The sequence below is a fragment of the Leptospiraceae bacterium genome (assembly GCA_016708435.1).
GTDB lineage: Bacteria > Spirochaetota > Leptospiria > Leptospirales > Leptospiraceae > UBA2033.
The window spans coordinates 138,445-158,876 of record JADJFV010000005.1 but is presented as its reverse complement, the minus strand read 5'-3'; the positions used below and the strand labels follow the sequence as shown (position 1 = coordinate 158,876).

The window sequence follows — 20,432 nt, the reverse complement described above, 5'->3', positions numbered from 1 at the left end:
TTTCGTCTATAAATGCCCCTAAAAAAGCAAAAAAAAAAGAACTTTGAAAGGCATATTTCATAATGATATTAATCATAGTTCTAAAATCCCAATTCAATTTATTTCTGCATCAATACAGTGTATAATTCAGTCCATATTTGAAAATATTTCTTTTAGAATGCTCAACTAACAAATAATTTCCGCTTTATAAGATTTGAAAGAAAGAATCAAAAATGATTCTACCATCTGTGCTTCCCGAAATTTCTTCTACTGCTCTTTCAGGGTGAGGCATGAGACCGGCAATTCTAAAATCCTTCGATGTGACACCTGCAATATCATCTAAAGATCCATTTGGATTTTCACCAGCATAGCGAAATAAGACTCTATCTTCATCCGCCAATTGCTTAAGTGTATCTGCATCCGCAAAGTAAGAACCCTCGCCATGAGAAATTGGAATATCCAAAATCTGATCAGGAGAAATTTTCTTTGTCAAAGGATTTCCTTTTGAGCCAACTTTTAAGTTTACATTTTTACAAATATGCTTGAGCGTCTTATTACGAGTTAACGCTCCTGGAAGTAATCCAGATTCAACTAATATCTGAAATCCATTGCAAATACCGAGGACTAATCTTCCTGAATCAATATGGTCTTTGAGAGAAACCATCGCAGGAGAAAAGCGAGCGAGCGCGCCACAACGTAAATAATCTCCGTAAGAAAATCCACCCGGAATTACAACAAGGTCATAGTGTTTTTCAAAACTTTCTTTGTGCCAAATGAAACTAACTTGGTGCTTGTATTCTTGTGTAAGAATATCTGCGATGTCACGGTCACAATTAGAGCCTGGGAAGCGGATAACGGCTGTTCTCATACAGGCAGAACCTCGAGCGCATAAGTCTCAATTACTCCATTTACGAGTAATTTCTTGCAGAGTCTATCTGCATCTTGTCTTGCGGTTTCAATGTCTTTCGAGTTTAATTTTAGCTCGATGTATTTTCCGATTCTAAGATCGGCAACCATGTCTTCGCCCATATCGTGTAGTACTTTTTTAACAGTAGTTCCCTGTGGATCTAAGACGGATTCTTTGAGAGTGATATTTACTTTTCCGATAAACATTTTGTAATCTTTTCCTGTAATTCTTTATATTTAGATAAAAGTTCTTTTATAATACTATCTGGCAACTTAGGTGGAGGTGGATTTTTATTCCATTCAATTTTTTCCAAATAATTTCTGAGGATTTGTTTGTCATAGCTAGGAGGAGAAATTCCTGTCGCATAGGTATTGATATCCCAATAGCGAGAAGAGTCTGGAGTGAGGAGCTCGTCGATTAAAATAACTTTCTCATTATCAAATCCAAACTCAAATTTGGTATCACAAAGAATCAACCCTTCCGTTTTGACTTTATCTCGCCCTTTTGTATAGAGCGTGAGAGAATAGTCTTTTAGCTTTTGAAATAATTCAACACCTACTCTATTTTTTAATTCCGCTTCGCTTATGTTTTCATCATGACCGGAATCATTCTTAACAGCCGGAGTGAAGAGTGGCTCGGATAATTCTTCTGACTCCGCATAATTTCGACTAACCGCTACTCCTGCGATTTGTCCGGTTGACTTATATTCTTTATAGGCAGAGCCGGAAAGATATCCACGCACTACACATTCATAGTCAATACGCTTGCATTTTTTAACAAGCACTGATCTATCTTTTAATTCTTCCTGCGAATTGTAGATTCCAGGATACTTAGTGTAATCCGTTTCTACGATTTGATTTGGAATGTCTTTAAAGAAATCAAACCAGAGCAGGGAAATATAGTTTAAAATTTTCCCTTTATCAGGCACTGTCTCTTCAAACACACAATCAAACGCAGAAATTCTATCGGTAGAGGATAATATCAAATATTCCCCTAAATCATATACATCTCTTACTTTTCCTTTATAAGCTACTTTCATTTTATTCCATTTCCTCTCTAACCTGCACTAACTTTGCATCTAATTTATCTTTACGATAAATCACTAAAAATAAAACTAAAAAGAGAATATGATAGGCTAAAACATTGATCCAAAACGTTTCCTTCATATCTCTATCCATTCCACCTTTTCCTAGAACTGAGCCAGGATGATTGCCAGGATTTTCTACCCAACGAATTGCTCCCCAGGTAAGAAGGGCGTTTAACGCGCATAAGACGCTAAGAAAAGAAGAATACATAGCCTTCTTATTCAAGTCAGTAATTAAACTTCTAAAAACAAAATAGGATAAAAGACTTACTACAAGTATAAAGAAAGATTGAAGTCTAGCATCTGTCCAATCCCACGGAGTCCCCCAGGCACTGTAAGCCCAGATAGGTCCAGAAAATAATACCATCACAGAAAAAATAAGAGAGAGTTTACTCATGCTATAGGAAAGTGTGTCCCAATTTGGGTCTCGACGGATAATATAGAGTATCCCGAAAATCGAAGAGAAAGCAGGTGCATAAAGAGCGACCCATGCAACCGAAACATGAAAATAAAATATTCTGTGAGACAATCCCTGCTCTAAGATAACATTCGGATAATAAAGAGAAAGTAAAACCGCAATCGGCAATATTCCCAGTAGCAACGCAAATAAGAAATAATCCAGCCACATCGGATAAAGTTGAATTGTTCTATTGTTCATAAACTCTCCAGTATTTTCGCAAATCGGAACGCATGTATGTGTTCCCTGCATTCACCATTAAACATTCATAATTCATCATTAATCTTCTCCTACCTCGCGTAGTAATAGTCCAAGTGATAAATACAAAACCGAAAAAGCGAATAGAACGATGAGAGAAGAAGTGCTCACTTCTCCTTTCGAAAAATACTTTCGCTCTGCTTCCATGCCGGCAATTAAAACAGGAATGGAAAGTGGAATGAGTAAAATAGGAAGCACAACTTCTTTAAGCCTTGTAGCAAAACTCATTTGCGAAAGAGTCACTCCGAGAAAGGAAAGAGAAAGTGTTCCTGGAATAAAATATAAAAACTGACCGAGCAAATTCTCCGAAGCGAAATGAAGATTCTCAAAGAACAAGAATAAAAGAAGAAGTAAAAATATTTCCACAAGAAAGAGTAAAAAAAATAACACAAAAGATTTTGCTAGAAATTCTAGATGAGATGGAATATAAAGACGAGTGATGCGATAGGCGCCCGACTCTCTCTCTTCGTAAGTCACTTGTGAAATTAAAATGAAGGCTAACAAGAATATACCAGCCCACTTAAGACCAACGATTGAATTTATATCTAACTTACCTGAATTTTCCAGTGAATAATGAAAGATAAATAAAAATGCCATGAGTAAGGATATAAGAGATAGTAACCCGTTTTTGGCTCGTCCTATCAATTGAAATTCTTTTAGGAGTAAATACTTAAACATGATTTAGCTCGCCTTTATAGATATGAAGTCTGCGTTTTACAAAAGGAGAAATCTTATCGATCTCATGAGCAACAAGCAAAATGGAAGTATCCGCAAACTCGGTATTCAAGACTTTCAAAAATGCTTGAGTAGATTCTACGTCTAAACCGTTTAACGGTTCATCTAATAACAGAAGAGCAGGACGTGCAAGGAGAGCACGAATGATTCCGGATTTTTTTTTCATTCCTTCCGAAAAAGTAGAGACAGGGTCTTCTAATCGTTTTGTTAAATGAAATAAATCAAGCAAAGTATTCATCCTAGATTCTGGCATTGGATGCTTTAGAATCCGATTAAAAAACGTTAGGTTCTCACGTAGACTGAGAGAGCTATAAAGTCCATTTTCATGACCTAGATAAGAAATCAAATTCTGCTCTTTATCTGCTAAAAGATTTTTTTCCCAGCTAAATTCTTTTTTACGAGAGGATTGCAAGATGAGTTTTAAGAGACTAGTCTTACCACTGCCATTTTCGCCAGTTAAAAGAGTAAAATCAGAGGCAAAAATTTCGAAAGAGATATTTTTGAAAATTTTCTTATAACCGATAGTATAAGAGAGATTTTTACAACTGAGAATGGAAGTATTCATATCTACTGTTTTGCGAAGTCTAAGGTCAGGATTCTACTCAATGTTATATTTTCAATTGCTATTTTTATTCTTTGCAGTCGGGCTTTTTTCACAGACAATCGTGATTGATGATTTGAAATATAAGATGATTCTCTGGGATGATGAAAAAGATGAATTTCACAAAAAAGAATTTGTATGCGGAAGTTTTTTAAAGAATGAAAATGATTTAATACTTTGCAAAGGCAAGATGTGGAAAGGAAAACCACCCAATTCTTTACTCGCGTTTACCTATAAAGAAAAATCAATCGAGAACATGGGAGAATTTAATAATGAAGCAGTAAAACTACTCGAGCGTAACGAAGAAGGAGATTGGTCAGAGGCTAATTCTATGTTAAACGCAATGATTTCCTTTGATCCATTGTTCTTTCCTGCAAGATACAATTATGCCCGATTTTTATACATGCAAAAAAGCTTCAAAGAAGCAAGCTACGAATTCATTCAGGCTAAGAATATTATACCAACTTATTATCGAATCTACTTACACTTGGGGCAAATTTCTATTTACCAGGGAAAGAAACAAGATGCAGAAGAGTATTGGAAACAGGCAGTATGGCGCAATTCTTTAAGTGACGAAGCGAACATAGCACTTGCGGAAATGTATTGGAAAGAAGGACTGATAGAGCGAGCAAAAGAAAGAATCAAAGAAGCAGACAAAGTAAACGATGCAACAGAAGCAACTATCATTAGAAGACAAACTCCCGCTTTTCCTGTATTAGATTTTACGCGGGCAGTAGAAAATCCAAATGCAAATCCGAATCCCAAAATTGCAGAAGCACTGATGAACTTTCACCAAGAGAAATACGCATTAGCCTACAAAATTTTTAACTCAATAGACACAAAAAATCTTAACAAAGAAAAAATTCCTTACCTAAAAAAAATGCACTATTACTTTGCTGAATCCGCAATAAAAATCCTAGATCAAAAAACAGCGGCATCTCAGTATGCGGAAATGCTAAAGTATCCGTTCGATCCTTTCTTTCAAGAAATAGCAGCAAGCACAGTTACTAGAAAAATGAATCTGGCTAGTAGTGTGAAATGAAACACTCTTTAACCCTCCGCGTCTCTGTGCCTCTGTGGCAAAATATATCACTGGTTGCATTTCATCTCTCAAATCGAATCTTACCAGTTTCGATATCATAAAAGGCAGCGACTAATTTTAACTTGCCGTCATCTGCGCGCTCATGGATATACTCGCTCTTTTTGATTATTTCTGTGACCGAATTGTGAACATTGAGCCAAGAAATAGTATCAATGAAATCATCGTAGGATGCCTGTGTCTGTCTATCACACTGAGAAATGGCGACATCTATTTTATCCGTTATACTTCCAATTTTTCCTGAATGATTGGAACTAGCGGCTAATTTGATTGCTCCACACTTTGAGTGACCCATGACTACAATAAGCTTTGCTCCTAATTTATCACAGGCGATTTCGATACTGCCGAGTATTTCATCATTGATAATATTACCTGCAATTCGAATGGAAACTAAATCTCCGAGTCCCGAATCAAAAATAATTTCCGGAGAAGTCCTTGAATCAATACAGCTAATTACAACTGCCATCGGGAATTGTCCATCAGAAGTAGCATTTACTTGATGTTTATAATACTTTTCCGTTCTATAACCTTCAACAAAACGCTTGTTTCCCTCTTTTAAGATTTGCAATATCTCATCAGGAGTTAATTTACCTTGCCCTTCCTTATCCAAAACATTTACAAATTGAATGTTATCGGTTAATTGATATTTGTCTCTAATTCCAATTACATTGACCTGAATATTTTTTTTGGGAGCGGCTGTATTCCTAAAATCAAAAATCACTTCTAAAATATCATGATCTATATAATCGCAGTAAGTCGCGTCAATTATCACTTTTGAATCATCGGGAACATTCCAAAGAGTATTCTTAATAGTCGCTTTATTTAAAAAAGTTGCCTGGTTGGATAATTCTAAGCGAAGGGTTTCTCCAACATGGAGTTGTTTTTTTTCAATGGTAAATGGATTCTTGTAATTATTTCGGAGGATAAAGAGAATACTAATTGTTAGCCCGATCAAAATTCCAATCAATAAATCTGTAAAGACAATCGCAATGATCGTAGCAATGAAAGGGAAGAATTGATTTTTTCCCTTAGAATACATTTCTTTAAAAATAGAAACTTTAACGAGCTTGTATCCAGTATACATCAGAATAGCCGCAAGCGAAGAAAGTGGAATCAGATTTAGAATTGGTGCAATGGAAAAAAAGCTTAGTAATAAGAGCATTCCATGAAGAATAGTCGAAGCTTTGGTTCTGTTTCCTGATTGAATATTGAGAGAACTCCTGACTATCACAGATGTAACGGGAATACCACCTATTATCCCCGCTAGCATATTTCCAACGCCTTGCGCAATGAGTTCCCTATTTGGAGGAGAGTATCTTTTTTGTGGATCAATATTGTCTACTGCTTCTAGATTTAAAAGAGTTTCTAAAGAAGCAATCACTGCGATTGTGCCGGCAACGATCCATACTTTGTGATCCCATATTTGCGAAAAATCTGGTCGCTTTAAAACATTATTTAGCTCGGTGAAATTTACTTTTGGGATATTAACAAGATGTGTTTGTTCAATGGTAAGAAATGGGAAAAGTTCAATAAATAATTGATTAAAACCTACTCCAAACAAAACAACGAATAAGGAAGAGGGAAGAAATCTAAACTTGCGTAGAGGAGTTTTTTCCCAAAGATATAATATCACGATCGAAAAGGAACTAATGATAAGCGCTCCAGGCAAAATAAAATTAACCACTTTGAGCAATTCAGAAAAAGTATTTTCTCCGTCTGGTTGTAGGAATGTGAAATCGTCCTCGGCATCAATATCAAACCCAACAGCATGAGGAATTTGTTTTAATATTAAAATGATACCTATAGCAGCTAATAGACCTTTGATAACGTTAGACGGAATATAAGAAGAAATGAAACCCCCTCGAAAAACGCCAAATAGAAGTTGAAAGATTCCTGCTAAGAACAAAGAAGTAAGAAACACTTCAAAACTTCCAAGTTGACTGATCGAGCTTAAGACTACTGCAGTAAGACCCGCAGCAGGACCGCTGACGCTTGTATGAGAAGAACTGAGAAGTCCAACGATAATTCCCCCGATGATTCCAGAAATTAAGCCTGAGAGTAAGGGCGCACCAGAGGCAAGAGCAACGCCCAGGCAAAGAGGAAGAGCGACAAGAAATACTACTATACTTGCCGGAAAATCGTATTTAATTTTTTCAAGCATAGGAAAGAGTCATTTAATTTCTCTGTATTCAAATCCATTTTCTTTGCATACTTTAGAATACCAGTTGGCACTTAGCTTAGGAGTCCTCTTCAAAGTTTGACGATCAACGTGAACAAGACCAAACGTCTTAGCGAAGCCTTCTGCCCATTCAAAATTATCTAGGAAAGACCAAACAAAATATCCACGAATATCCGAGCCTTCTAAAATTGCTTTGTGTAGATAAGAAAGATAATCCTGTAAAAAAGAAATTCTATTTTTATCAGGAACAATGCCGTTATCCGCTGGAGATTCAATGAATGCCACTCCATTTTCAGTAATATACACGGGAGGATTGCCGTAATCCTGACGAATCATGCGCATAAGCTCAAGTAACCCCTGGGGATATATTTCCCAACCCATGCTGGTAAATTCGACTCCTTTATAAGAAGGATTTACAGGACGAAAATTAAAAATAGGAAACGGAATGTATTTTACAATGGTGCGAGAGTAATTATTAACTCCTAAGAAATCTGTTTTACCAGAAATGAGTTTCATATCTTCAGGAAATATATTTCCTTTGTTCTGAGACTCCACAAAAGAAGCGATATTGTCGGGATACTTTCCTTTATAAATAGGATCAAGCCAGAGACGATTTATGATTGCATCCGCGCGACGCGTAGACTCAGGCTCTTTCGTCAAACGATGATTATACACAGGAGTGAGAGCATTGGTAATTCCAACAGAGGAATTTGGATACAAGGATTTGATTCGAGCAAGACTAATTCCATGCGCCAAAAGAAGATTATGCGCTACTTTAAAAGCAGAAAAAGGTTTAAACACTCCGGGCGGGAATACTTTTAATAAATAACCACAAACAAAAATAACCCAGGGCTCATTGATAGTAATCCAATTCTTTACTCTATCGCCTAACTTCTTAACAACAATCTCGGTATAATCTCCAAATCGCTCAGAAGTTTTTCGATTCAGCCAACCACCTTCTTTTTCAAGGGCTAATGGCAAATCCCAATGATACAAAGTCACAAATGGATTGATATTCTTTTTTAATAGCTCATCCACCAATTTATCGTAAAAATCAAGCCCCTTTTCATTGATAGCGCCCTTCCCTTCCGGAAGAACACGAGGCCACGAAATAGAAAAACGATAGCTGCCATATCCAAGCTTTTTCATGAGACTAACGTCTTCTTTATAACGGTTGTAGTGATCGCAGGTTATATCGCCGTTATCCCCGTTCTTTATCTTTCCTTTTTGATGCGTAAAATCATCCCAGATCGAAAGTCCCTTCCCATCCCGATCAAAACCACCTTCAATTTGGTAGGCAGCAGTCGCAGTTCCCCAAATAAAATCCTTTGGAAATATTATCTTTTGCATATTGCCTTTATGGGAAATGTGCGCGAATTGAAAAGGAAAAAAGTTTAGCCCTCAAAAGATTGGAGGATTTGCCATAGATAAACACATTTCTCATTGTGAGAGTATATCGTATATTCTTTAACATTTCCAATTTTTGGTTTAGTTCTTCAATGGCTCAAATATTCCATTCCCATTCCATTGACTGGGAATTCATAAATTGAATCCTTTCTCATTTACGAAATTTTCATTCTGATTTATTTGTGTATCTATGATTTCGCTAACGCTATCAACTCTATTCTTTGCGCCTTCGCGGCTTTACGTGAGAAAATCTTCTTTTTACACAGCCTCAGACGATATTGTTTTAATATTCGTGATTTGGTATCAATCCATATCGTTTTTTATCGTTCTTTTATCAGTGTTAATCGGTGATAATCAGTTTCTTATTATTTGTGGGTAACGTTATGATTATTTGAACGTTATACTTGCGATGCATGAATGATACTATCAAAGATACTATCTACTGTAATATTAAAGATACTCTCAAAAAAAATACACTAACTATAATAGTATATTTGATAGTGCAGAAATCAGTATCTTACATACAAAGCAAACTGATTGGCGACTCTAGGTATAAAAATTCAAATGACTAGAAGATGTGTAAAATAAAAGTTTAAGAAAGCGGCATTTCCATTTTACACCATTCACTTGAATCAAAATAATCACAATTTCATAACCCGGATTGGCTAGGATAATTCTTACTTTAAGAATTTACTAAATCAATTAGAAAAAAATCTGGCGGAAATGGAGTTAGCAAAGTTGCAAAGCATATGCAGTATCTAGTGAAAATTCCCATTTGACTCTCAAAATCATCATAGTAAACTTATTTCTTTCCAATTTTCTTAAAACCGTTTGAAATTTTTCCTACCCAAAAAAACAGTGTAGAATGATATACATGTTACCTAAGCATATTAAAAGTTACTCTTTGGGACTTTGAAAGGATTCTCTTTAGAATGAATATACAAGCTATTAAGATCACACTGCCACTTATCACGGTTGCTGCGGTTGCTTACTTGCTGTTTTCCCCATCTCGTTATGTGGGATACGCACCTGACCAACCACTCCCTTTTAACCACAAAATCCACGCTGGCGATAATAAGATTGATTGTCGTTATTGTCACACTACCGTGGAAACCTCCGCTCATGCTAGCGTGCCTCCCACAGCTACTTGTATGAACTGTCACTCGAACAACGTGGCAGCGAAGACAGCAGATGTCAAATGGCTCATTAAGCAATTTGAAGGAGAGAAAACGACGGGCAATACCATTGAAGGAAAAGGAAAGCCTATTCAATGGATTAAAGTCCATGACCAACCCGATTTCGTGTATTTCAACCATTCCCGCCATATTTCACGCGGAGTAGATTGTTCTAAATGCCATGGCAACGTTGCCGAAATGGTCAAAGTAAAACAAGTTGAATCACTTAATATGGGATATTGTGTGAATTGTCATCGCGAGAACAACGCTCCGAATGACTGCTCCACTTGCCACCGATAATTTTATAGGAGTTATTAGTAAATGTCTAACAACAGCTTCCAAGAAGAAAGAAAATCACATTGGCAATCGTATGAGACCAAAGATAAAAACGATATAAAACAAGTCCAAAACCAAGAATTTTATACCTCTCCTGATCCAGTCATCGCAAGAATCAAGACTGGCGACTATGACAGAAGAACCTTCCTTAAACTCATGGGTGCTTCCTCTGCCATGCTCACCCTCAACTGTATCCAAAAGCCTATAGAAAAAATTGTTCCTTACGTAAAAGCTCCTGATTACGTAAAACCAGGTCAGTCTACCTACTATGCTTCTACTTGTGGCGGATGCTCTGCTGGTTGTGGAATCTTAGTTAAAACCCGCGACGCAAGACCTCTTAAATTAGAGGGAAATTCATTAAGCCCAATTTCTAAAGGTGCCCTTTGTGCTTCCGGTCAATCCTCCATTTTAGATCTTTATGATCCAGACCGTTCTAAAGAGCCTGCCGAAATCAAAAACGGCGCTGAAGTAGTTATCAAATGGGCTGACTTAGACACACAAGTCAAAACCCAACTAGCTCTTCTCAAAGGCAAAACTAGAATCGTAACAGGTCCTATTGACTCTCCTTCTACCAAAGCAGTTATCGCTGAGTTCTTAACTACTGTTGGTGGTGGAAAACACTACGAAATCGATGTTACATCTGTAGAAGAATCAATTGCTCTTGCAGCAAACGAGTCTTACGGAAAAGCAATCGTTCCTAATTATCATTTTGACAAAGCAAAAGTAATTCTCTCAATTGACGCTGACTTCCTTGGCACATGGATTTCTCCTGTTGAGTATGGAAAGCAATTTGCTTCTAGAAGAAAAATCAAAGATGCAACTTCTACTATCAATAAGTTCTACGCTGCTGAATCTGTTCCTTCTGTTACAGGCTCAAACGCTGACAAACGTATTGTTATCAAATCAGGCGATGCAAGAAGATTTGCAACTGCTGTTGCTGTTGCTCTTGGTAAACTTGGTGCAGGTGCTGCTTCTTCGGCTACTGCTGGTTATACTGTAGAAGGTCTGGCTTCTGAGATTGGTGTTGACGCAAAACTCATCGAACAAATCGCAAAAGATTTATGGGCAGCAAAAGGCGAATCGTTAGTAGTCGCTGGTGGAACTTCTTCTCAAACAACAGATGCTGTTGATTTACAAATTGCAGTTAACTTACTTAACTCAGCCCTTGATAACGACGGCAAGACTGTTGACCATGTAAACAATCGTGGGGAATCTGCTGGAAATTATTCTGCTAACTTAGTAACTCTTCAAAAAGAATTAAACGCTGGTGAAGTAGGAGTTCTTTTAGTATACGGAACAAACCCTGCTTACCAACTTCCTTCTTTAAATTTAAAAGACGCATTTGCAAAAGCTGGTCTTTATGTTTCTATGGCTGATAGACTTGATGAAACAGCAAGCTTCGCAAAATACCTAGCACCAGTAACTCATTACCTCGAATCATGGGGAGATAGAGAAGCGGTTAAAGGTGTATTATCCGTAACCCAACCAACCATTCGACCAATCTTCAACTCTCGTTCTTTTGAAGATTCTTTAATCGTATGGGCTGGCGGCAAATTAGCATCTGCCCCTTCTTATTATGAATACATCAAAGCTTCTTACCTTAAAAAACTAGGTAGCAAGTTTAACTGGGAAGATTTCTTAAGAAATGGTAGCATTTACAAAGAAGCTGATATCAAGTCAAACAAAGCAGGACGTGCTTTTAAAGGTTCTATTGCAAAACTTCCTGCAAAAGAAGGCAAGTCAATCACTCTAGCACTTTACACAACAGTTGCTTTAGGCGATGGAACACATGCTAACAACGCAACACTACAAGAACTTCCTGATCCTGTTACTAAAACTACTTGGGACAACTTCGTTGGTATTTCTCCTTCTCACGCAGATGCGTTAGGTGTAAAATCAAACGATGTAGTTAAAGTAAAAGCAGGTTCTCGTGAGCTTTCTCTTCCTGCACTCGTTGTTCCTGGATTACACAACGAAACAATCAGTATCGCTCTCGGCTATGGTCGTGAAAAAGCAGGTAAGGTTGGTAACAAAGTAGGAAAGAACTCTTATGAATTAGCGAACACTATCAACGGTAAATTACAATTTGCCGGTATTAGCGTAACAATCGAAAAGACTGGAAAGATTTCTAAGATCGCAACTACCCAGGATCATCATATGATGAATCCAACTGCTACACCGGGTAGAGCGCCTAAAGGTGGTTTATACAAACCATACGATAGCGATAGACCATTGATTCAATCTACTTCGTTTGAAAATTTTGTAAAGAATCCTGAATCAGGAAAAGCAGCCTCTGAAATTCCTAAACTAAACGAAAAGGAAATGTCCAAAGGTTTAAATCCTGCATTCGAATACAAAGGATACCGTTGGGGTATGTCAATTGACCTTAGCCTCTGCACTGGATGCTCTGCTTGCGTAACTGCTTGTCAGGTCGAAAACAATATTCCAGTCGTTGGTAAGAGCGAAGTCCTTGTTGGTCGTGAGATGCATTGGATTCGTATTGATCGTTATTACATTGGAGATCCGATGAAACCGGAATCTCTAGAAATCGCACACCAACCAGTTATGTGTCAACATTGTGAAAATGCTCCTTGTGAAACTGTATGTCCGGTAGCGGCTACTACTCATAGTTCGGAAGGGATTAACGATATGGTTTACAACCGTTGTGTTGGAACTCGTTATTGCTCTAACAACTGTCCTTACAAAGTGCGTCGTTTCAATTGGATGCAACATTGGAAAGACTCTGACTACCAAAGAGAACCAAGACATCTCGGACTCAATCCAGAAGTTACCGTTCGTGGTAGAGGGGTTATGGAAAAATGTACTTTCTGTTCTTCTAGAATCGCTGAGAAAAAAATCAAAGCTAAGAATGAAGGAAGAACCTTGAAAGACGGAGAACTTAAAACTGCATGTCAAGAGACTTGTCCTGCTGATGCAATTACATTTGGTAATACAAATGATGCAACCGCACAAGTTACAAAGAATGCAACTGATAAGAGATCGTATAGAATATTAGAATTCTTAAACGTTCTTCCACAAGTTAGTTATCTAACTCGTGTTAGAAACAAAGTGAATGTATAAGGCAAGGTAGAAGATATATGTCGATGACAGTGGCAATCAAAGAAAAACTAGGAATCGTTCCTCTTGTAGAGGGTAATAAAAGCTACAAGCAGGTAACGGAAGATATTTTAAAGCCAACGGAATCCTTTCCTACCAAGGTTTGGTGGACAGCTTTTGCATTGGCTCTTACCGTTACACTTGTAGATATAGGAATCATTGGATATTTAATGTATGAAGGTCTTTACATCCTCGGGATTAACAATCCTGTTGGTTGGGGATTCTTCATCGTAAACTTCGTCTTCTGGATTGGGATTGGTCACGCAGGAACTTTGATTTCTGCGGTATTACATCTCTTCCGTCAAGAGTGGAGAACTGGTATTAACCGCGCCGCAGAAGCGATGACAATCTTTGCCGTTATGGTTGCTGCGTCTGAACTTATCGTTCACGTAGGACGACCTTGGCTTGGATTCTGGTTATTCCCTTATCCAAACGAAAGAGGACCTTTATGGGTAAACTTCCGTTCTCCTTTAATCTGGGATACTTTCGCAGTATCAACCTACTTCAGTATTTCTCTCATTTTCTGGTATATTGGTCTTATCCCCGATATAGCAACTGTAAGAGATAGAACTACAAACAAATTCAAATACGCAATCTATGATGCAATGTCTTTTGGTTGGGTCGGGTCTAACAAGGCTTGGTCTCACCTAGAAATGGTATCTATGATTTTAGCAGCACTTTCTACACCGTTAGTATTATCGGTGCATACAATCGTAAGTTTTGACTTCGCGGCTTCCCTACTTCCTGGTTGGCATACAACAATCTTACCGCCATACTTCGTTGCTGGGGCTATTTTTTCTGGTTTCGCTATGGTGGTAACACTCATGGTAATCGCTCGCGAAATGTTCAACTTAAAAGAATACGTTACAATGAAACACTTAGAGAACATGAACAAAGTTATCATGGTAACCGGTCTTATGGTTGGTTACGCTTACTCTACTGAGTTCTTTATTGCTTGGTATTCAGGAAACGAATACGAAGGGTTTACATTCGTCAACCGTGCATTCGGTCCTTATTGGTGGGCATACTGGATCATGATTTCCTGTAACGTTTTATCTCCACAAGTGTTCTGGTTTCAAAAACTCAGAACAAGTATTCCTGTAATGTTTATCGTTTCTATTTTTGTAAACATCGGTATGTGGTTTGAGCGATTTGTAATCGTTATGACGCTTCACAGAGATTTTATTCCTGGAAGCTGGGCGCTTTATGTGCCGACTATTTTCGATTATGCGATGCTCATTGGTTCTTTTGGAATTTTCTTCACACTCTTCTTACTCTTCTGTAGAATCCTTCCTGTGATTGCTGCCGCTGAGGTTAAGAGCATTATGCCTACAAAGGGAGGTCATCATTAAAATGTATTTACCAAGAAAAGAACAATTTCATTTTTACGAAGAAACTTCTTCTGGAGTATTCGGGCTTTTTGATGAGCCCGAGCAAATCTTAGAAGCAGCAAGACAGACTAGAGACAAGAAAAATTATACTGGCTTTGATTGTCTTACACCGTTTCCTGTTCATGGATTAGATGAAGCAATGGGACTTCCAAGATCCGGGATCCCTTGGATTACGTTTGCAATGGGTTTAGTTGGCTCCACATTTGGATTCGGCTACCAATACTTAACCCACGCAGTAGACTGGCCTCTTAACTTTTCAGGTAAGGCGTATAACGCATGGCCTGCGTTTATTCCTGTTACTTTCGAAATGACTATCTTCATGGCGGGAGTTAGCTCTGCACTTGCATTGTTTTTCTTCTCGCGTGTTCCTACTGTGGGAAGAAAGATTTTACACAGAGACATTACCAGTCACAAGTTTGCACTTTGGATTCCTTCTTCCGCACCCGGATACAAGGAAGCGGATACAGTCAACTTTATCAAATCTTTGGGCGCGACTGACGTGACCGTAGTAAAAGGCTAAATATGAATCACAAGAATTTACTTATCTTAATCTTCTTATCAATCGCGGTTTTTAACTGCGAATACAAGAAACCAGTGTTGGAATTTTTTCCTGACATGTATGATTCTCCTGCAAGAGAATCGCAAGAGTTAGATGCTTACCACAATGAATACGGAAGAAGACTTCCTCCAGAGGGAACCGTCCCTGTTGGATACTTTCCGTATGAATTTGCTGACATTGCAACTCCTGATGAAATGACAAAGGAACAAGGACTAAAAAATCCTTATCCTTCTAAAACAACTCTTGCAAACTTCCAAAGAGGAGAAAGCAGATACCAAATCTACTGCTCTCCTTGTCATGGGGTTGCAGGAGCAGGAAATGGAAACGTTGTAGGACCGTATCCTAAATTTTCTATAAGACCTCCAAGTGTTGTAGGTGCAAAAATCCAAGGATGGACGGATGGACAGATTTACCATATCATCACTATGGGTCGCGGGTTAATGGCTAGTTATGCGGCACAAATTGAACCGGATGACAGATGGAAAATCATTTTATACATTAGAAAAATGCAAGAAGCTGAGCTAAAAGCAAAAGCTCCTGCAAACAAATAGGTAACTTATGAAAGCAGAAATCCAAGAAAATCTGATTACTTTTAAACTCAACAGTAGCACTCGTAATGCTCTTTTTCTTATGATTCTAATTGGAATCGTAAGTTTTGTGGGAGGCTTCTTTGGCTTACACTTTGAAGCAAGACATCCAGGAGCACATTCAAATCCTGCTTGGTCGGCTCTCCTTGTTGCTACTATGTTCATCCTAGGAATTGCAATTACCGGTGTATTCTTTACTGCAATCGGTCATATCACCGGGGCTCATTGGCTAGTCACTATTAGACGCATCACTGAGAACTTCGGAAAATTCCTTCCTGTAGGTTTAGTCTTATTAGCCGTTCTAGTTATATTTGGAACACATGATTTATATGAATGGTCTCACACAGACAATCCTGAAATCATGAAAGACAAACTAATCCAACACAAAAGTGGATGGTTAAACACTCCGTTCTTCATAGGAAGACTCATTGTGATTGCTGGTATCTGGTCTTTGTTCGGATTCTTATTTCATAAGAACTCTGTTGCACAAGATACAGACAAAGATGTTGCTCACACTAGCACAAACGCAAAGTTAGCGGGAGGATTTATTCTATTCTTCGCACTTTCTTTTTCCGTAGTAGCTTTTGACTTACTCATGTCTCTTACACCTCATTGGTTTTCTACTATGTGGGGAGTATATATATTTGCCGGTGCTTACCAAACAGGGCTTTCCGCTCTTGCAGTAACAATCTTTTATCTTAAAAAGAATGGCTACTTTGGTGACGCAGTCAATGAAAACCACATCCATGACGTAGGTAAATTCATGTTATCCTTTTGTGTATTCTGGGCGTATGTTGGTTTTAGCCAGTTTATGTTAATGTGGTATGCAAACTTACCGGAAGAAACCTTTTGGTTTGAGCAAAGATTGATGGGTGGTTGGGCAGGAATTTCTTATGCGATTCCATTTATCAAATTCATTATTCCATTCTTCTTGCTACTCAATCGCCCTAACAAGCGCGACATCAATTTCCTATACAAAGTTGCTATATGGATTCTAGTAGCTCATATGATTGAACTTTATTGGATTGTATTCCCAAGCAATTTCGAGCATTTCAACATTGCAGGTTTCGGTGTTACACTTGGAGTTACTATCGGAGTTGTAGGTCTATTCGGATTCGTAGTATTAAAAAGTATGGAGTCTTCTAAGATGATTCCGGTTAGCGATCCTAGATTAGAAAAATCTTTGGCTCATCATCAATAAAAGAGGAATACGCATGAAAAAAATTATTTTAGTTACATTCATTTTAGCTTTCGTTTCCTGTGGAAAGAAAGCTGAGGTTACTTGGGATTCGGCACTTTACTCTGATGCTGAGCTAACAAAGAAAATTGCTGATGTAAAAAAAGGCACAGTAGGAACAGCAAGCGGATATAGAAATCATAAATGGGTTGCAAAAGAGTCCATTCATATCTCTATCGACGGCAAAGAGGGATATATCTCTCCTAAATACGTTGTAGTTGGACAAAATCCAGCCAAGTCTGTTTATGTTTGGGGATACTCTGACAAATACAAACACTTCTTTGATCCAAAAGACAAAGCTCATTACAAAGAAGGATATGAATTTCCAGACCTAGCAAAACTTCCAAAAGAAAAACATTCTCTAGACTCTCTCGTAAAAGATAGCGTTATCGAATAAGATTTATTATCCTTAATTGTATAAAATGCAAACTTAGTTGCAAGATTGTAGATACAATTAAGGATTTTTACTGTCACCTCGAACATCTTCACCGTGAGAGGTCTATATAGCAATAAAACGATAGAATGAGGTGACAGTAAACAGTTTAACTCTACAATATTTTCCTGACTATTCACTCTTCTCTTCCTTTAAATTCACTAGCATCTAACATCATTTTTCCTCTATTTTTTTTATTTTACATTGATTTACTCCAATCCTATTAGTATATAGAAAAGGATGAGGTTCTTTCATGAACATTGACATTCATACATTAGCAATCATAATGAGCATTACGATTCTAATGCAAGCTATTGTCCTTTCAGTGCAAATGCGTATAGATAGAACTTTTCAAGGTCCGGGTTGGTGGACAATAGGAAGTGTCTTTGGAGTATTTGCATTTGCCTTTAATTATCTAAGAGATGCTACCGGTTTACGACAATTTGCCACTGTAGCAAACAATATACTATTCTTAGCCACGTTTACTTTTTACTACGTTGGAATTCTAAGATTCTTCGGAAAAAAGGAAAACAGTCGCTTACTCCTTATTGTAAGTTTCCTATTTAGTTTTATAACTTTTCATTTCACCTATCTAAATGATAATCTTATAGCCAGGCGAGTAACCGTATCTATCGCTATCGTCGTATTATCTCTGTTATCCACTCATGCACTCATACATTATCGAATACGCGCACTCAGGGGATCCACAAACTTCCTAGCATTCGTTTTTATAGTCAATGCATTGTTTTTTCTTATGCGAACCTTGGTGACAATTATATCCCCTTCTGCGGGTAGTCCATTCGCAGCAACGCTCACTCAATCATCTATGTATCTAGTTGCCTTAATTACGAGTAATCTATGGACATACGGGTTTATTATTTTACTGAGCAAGAGATTGAATTTGGAAAATCAGGAATCAATGGAGAATATGGAATTAATCTTTCAGACCAATCCAGATTCAGTTTCTGTATTTCACCGAACCAATGGAACACTCATAGAAGTCAACCAGGCATTTTTAGAACTAACAGGATATACCCGCGAAGAAGTAATCGGTAGAACAGTCCAAGAAATTGAACTCTGGAATAATCCTGCTGATTTAGAAAGAGTATACACTCAATTAGCCGAATCTGGTTTTTGCAAAGACCTGGAAGCCATATTTAAACGAAAAGATGGCACAGAATTCATGGGTATTAGCTCAATTGCCTCCTTTTCCTTGAAGCACATTCCCCATTTTATCTGCGTTACCCGCGATATAACAGATAGAAAGCAAGCCGAAGAAAAAATTAAATCTCTATTGGTAGAAAAAGAAATCATACTCAAAGAAGTTCATCATCGCATTAAAAATAATATGAATACAATATGCAGTTTATTACTGCTTCAATCGCAATCTATAACCAATGCAACTGCTATTACTGCTTTAGAAGAAGCAGCCAATCGAGTAAATAGTATGGCATTATTATATGATAAATTATACAAATCAAGCGACTACAGAGAAGTATCCGTCAAGGATTATCTGACAGTTTTAATAGATGAGATTCTGGAAAACTTTCCCAATAGTTCTTCTATAAAAGTAGAAAAAAGAATAGAGAATTTTGAGTTAAATACCAAACGTTTACAACCACTTGCAATCATCGTAAATGAACTCATTACAAATATAATGAAGTATGCATTTAAAGGAAGAGAGAGCGGATTAATAACTGTAACCGCAAAACTACTAGCGAATAATCCCTATATTTCTATTGAAGACAATGGAAATGGTCTTCCTGAATCAATTAGCTTTTCCAATTCAACAGGATTTGGACTCATGCTCGTTAGAGGACTCACTGAACAACTAAATGGAAAGATAAAAATTGAACGCCAAAATGGAACAAAGATTATTTTAGAATTTCCAAAGTAAATTAAAAGGTATACAGTATACTAGCAAAATTTATAATAAAGCAATGTTAAATGAAAAAACACTCCTTCTCGTCGAAGACGTATTTCTACTTGCACAATTAACTAAAGCCTCCTTGGAAAAATATGGGTATACTGTTATACATAAAGAAACAGGTGAAGAGGCAATTGATTTAATGCAAGAAAATAAAGAAGTAGATTTGATTTTGATGGACATAGACCTAGGCGAAGGAATCAGCGGAACAGAGGCTGCAAAGACAATTCTGGCAAAGCATGATTTACCGCTACTCTTCCTATCAAGCCATACAGAAAAAGAAATCGTTGAGACAACAGAAAAAATTACCTCTTACGGTTACGTAGTAAAAAATTCAAGTGTTACAGTTCTAGATGCATCTATCAAGATGGCGTTCCGCCTTTTCGAAGTGAAAGAAAAAGCAAAGGTAATCGAAGAAAATCTAAGGACTCATCAAATAGAATTACAGATGCAAAATGATGAATTTCGAGCAAGACAGGATGAACTCGAAACTCTGAGAGCCAAATACTTTGAGATGTATCATCTATCCCCAGTAGGTCAATTGACTCTCAATGAAAAAGAATTAATTATAGAATCAAATCTGACAGCAAGAAATATTCTAGGCGTTTTAGCAGACAAACTGAAAGAGCAAAGCTTTCAAAAGTTTATAGCAAAGGAAGACCAGGATTCATTCTATTTATATAAAAAGAGAATTATTGAATCAAGTCAGACCGAGCGAGTAAATAATTCATTCAAAGACAAAGAAATCCTTAAATCATGCCCTCTAAACCTAATCTATTCAGATGGAACTTCTTTTCCTATTCATTTAACATTAAATCTTCATTGCAGCCCCGACATGAATTCTACTTTTCAATTGGTTATCATGAAGTAACCCCAATTGACTCCTCCAATTTTCAAATAAGGCAGCGACAGAGTCTCTTGGAATCTTTCTCTGTATCTCAGTGCCTATGTGGCAAAAAGATAA

Annotated in this window: 18 protein-coding genes; 10 read left to right on the top strand and 8 right to left on the bottom strand. The window is 37.4% G+C overall.

Features of this window, described 5'->3' with window-relative positions; translation table 11 throughout:
* Nucleotides 1–184: 184 nt before the first annotated feature.
* The 6 genes from purQ to IPH52_10705 form a co-directional block, all read right to left on the bottom strand.
* On the bottom strand, nucleotides 185–847 hold the full coding sequence (gene purQ / locus IPH52_10730; GenBank protein MBK7055511.1) for a phosphoribosylformylglycinamidine synthase subunit PurQ: 663 nt from the start codon (nucleotides 845–847) through the stop codon (nucleotides 185–187).
* Nucleotides 844–1,092 carry a phosphoribosylformylglycinamidine synthase subunit PurS gene (gene purS, locus IPH52_10725; GenBank protein ID MBK7055510.1) on the bottom strand — a complete coding sequence of 83 codons (249 nt, stop codon included), beginning with the start codon at nucleotides 1,090–1,092 and terminating at the stop codon, nucleotides 844–846. Before purS ends, purQ begins: the two co-directional genes overlap by 4 nt.
* The gene (locus tag IPH52_10720; protein MBK7055509.1) at nucleotides 1,074–1,925 is read right to left on the bottom strand and encodes a phosphoribosylaminoimidazolesuccinocarboxamide synthase; all 852 of its coding nucleotides are present in this window, start codon (nucleotides 1,923–1,925) and stop codon (nucleotides 1,074–1,076) included. The genes purS and IPH52_10720 overlap by 19 nt, the downstream gene beginning before the upstream one ends.
* A 1-nt stretch (nucleotide 1,926) precedes the next feature.
* Nucleotides 1,927–2,628, bottom strand: coding sequence for a cytochrome c biogenesis protein CcsA (gene ccsA / locus IPH52_10715; GenBank protein ID MBK7055508.1), 702 nt, complete (start codon nucleotides 2,626–2,628; stop codon nucleotides 1,927–1,929).
* A gap of 78 nt (nucleotides 2,629–2,706) precedes the next feature.
* Complete coding sequence (locus IPH52_10710) at nucleotides 2,707–3,363, bottom strand: heme exporter protein CcmB (GenBank protein ID MBK7055507.1); 657 nt, start codon at nucleotides 3,361–3,363, stop codon at nucleotides 2,707–2,709.
* A complete protein-coding gene (locus IPH52_10705) occupies nucleotides 3,356–3,985 on the bottom strand; it encodes an ATP-binding cassette domain-containing protein (GenBank protein MBK7055506.1) in 630 nt (209 codons plus the stop codon). The genes IPH52_10710 and IPH52_10705 overlap by 8 nt, the downstream gene beginning before the upstream one ends.
* A 40-nt stretch (nucleotides 3,986–4,025) precedes the next feature.
* On the opposite strand from IPH52_10705, the gene IPH52_10700 reads away from it, so the two are divergent.
* Nucleotides 4,026–5,063, top strand: coding sequence for a hypothetical protein (locus IPH52_10700; GenBank protein MBK7055505.1), 1,038 nt, complete (start codon nucleotides 4,026–4,028; stop codon nucleotides 5,061–5,063).
* Between the two features lie 61 nt (nucleotides 5,064–5,124).
* Here IPH52_10700 and IPH52_10695 read toward each other — a convergent pair whose 3' ends face one another.
* Together IPH52_10695 and IPH52_10690 are read right to left on the bottom strand one after the other, a co-directional pair.
* Entirely contained in the window at nucleotides 5,125–7,281 is a 2,157-nt protein-coding gene (locus IPH52_10695) for a carbonic anhydrase (protein MBK7055504.1), read from the bottom strand.
* Between the two features lie 9 nt (nucleotides 7,282–7,290).
* Nucleotides 7,291–8,649 (bottom strand): beta-glucosidase, encoded by a 1,359-nt coding sequence (locus IPH52_10690; GenBank protein ID MBK7055503.1) that lies wholly within the window; start codon nucleotides 8,647–8,649, stop codon nucleotides 7,291–7,293.
* Between the two features lie 989 nt (nucleotides 8,650–9,638).
* Between IPH52_10690 and IPH52_10685 the strand changes: the two genes are divergently transcribed.
* From IPH52_10685 to IPH52_10645, 9 genes are all read left to right on the top strand, one after another.
* Complete coding sequence (locus IPH52_10685) at nucleotides 9,639–10,181, top strand: cytochrome c3 family protein (protein MBK7055502.1); 543 nt, start codon at nucleotides 9,639–9,641, stop codon at nucleotides 10,179–10,181.
* A gap of 21 nt (nucleotides 10,182–10,202) precedes the next feature.
* A complete protein-coding gene (locus IPH52_10680; GenBank protein MBK7055501.1) occupies nucleotides 10,203–13,298 on the top strand; it encodes a 4Fe-4S dicluster domain-containing protein in 3,096 nt (1,031 codons plus the stop codon).
* A 23-nt stretch (nucleotides 13,299–13,321) separates the two neighbouring features.
* Nucleotides 13,322–14,686: a polysulfide reductase NrfD gene (gene nrfD / locus IPH52_10675; GenBank protein ID MBK7055500.1), complete on the top strand. Its 1,365-nt coding sequence runs from the start codon at nucleotides 13,322–13,324 to the stop codon at nucleotides 14,684–14,686.
* Between the two features lies 1 nt (nucleotide 14,687).
* Nucleotides 14,688–15,245 carry a DUF3341 domain-containing protein gene (locus IPH52_10670; protein ID MBK7055499.1) on the top strand — a complete coding sequence of 186 codons (558 nt, stop codon included), beginning with the start codon at nucleotides 14,688–14,690 and terminating at the stop codon, nucleotides 15,243–15,245.
* A gap of 2 nt (nucleotides 15,246–15,247) precedes the next feature.
* A complete protein-coding gene (locus IPH52_10665) occupies nucleotides 15,248–15,835 on the top strand; it encodes a cytochrome c (GenBank protein MBK7055498.1) in 588 nt (195 codons plus the stop codon).
* Between the two features lie 7 nt (nucleotides 15,836–15,842).
* Nucleotides 15,843–17,072: a hypothetical protein gene (locus IPH52_10660; protein MBK7055497.1), complete on the top strand. Its 1,230-nt coding sequence runs from the start codon at nucleotides 15,843–15,845 to the stop codon at nucleotides 17,070–17,072.
* A gap of 13 nt (nucleotides 17,073–17,085) precedes the next feature.
* Nucleotides 17,086–17,505 carry an SH3 domain-containing protein gene (locus tag IPH52_10655; protein ID MBK7055496.1) on the top strand — a complete coding sequence of 140 codons (420 nt, stop codon included), beginning with the start codon at nucleotides 17,086–17,088 and terminating at the stop codon, nucleotides 17,503–17,505.
* 289 nt (nucleotides 17,506–17,794) lie between these two features.
* Nucleotides 17,795–19,438: a PAS domain S-box protein gene (locus IPH52_10650; protein MBK7055495.1), complete on the top strand. Its 1,644-nt coding sequence runs from the start codon at nucleotides 17,795–17,797 to the stop codon at nucleotides 19,436–19,438.
* A 43-nt stretch (nucleotides 19,439–19,481) separates the two neighbouring features.
* On the top strand, nucleotides 19,482–20,339 hold the full coding sequence (locus IPH52_10645; GenBank protein ID MBK7055494.1) for a response regulator: 858 nt from the start codon (nucleotides 19,482–19,484) through the stop codon (nucleotides 20,337–20,339).
* Nucleotides 20,340–20,432: the final 93 nt, after the last annotated feature.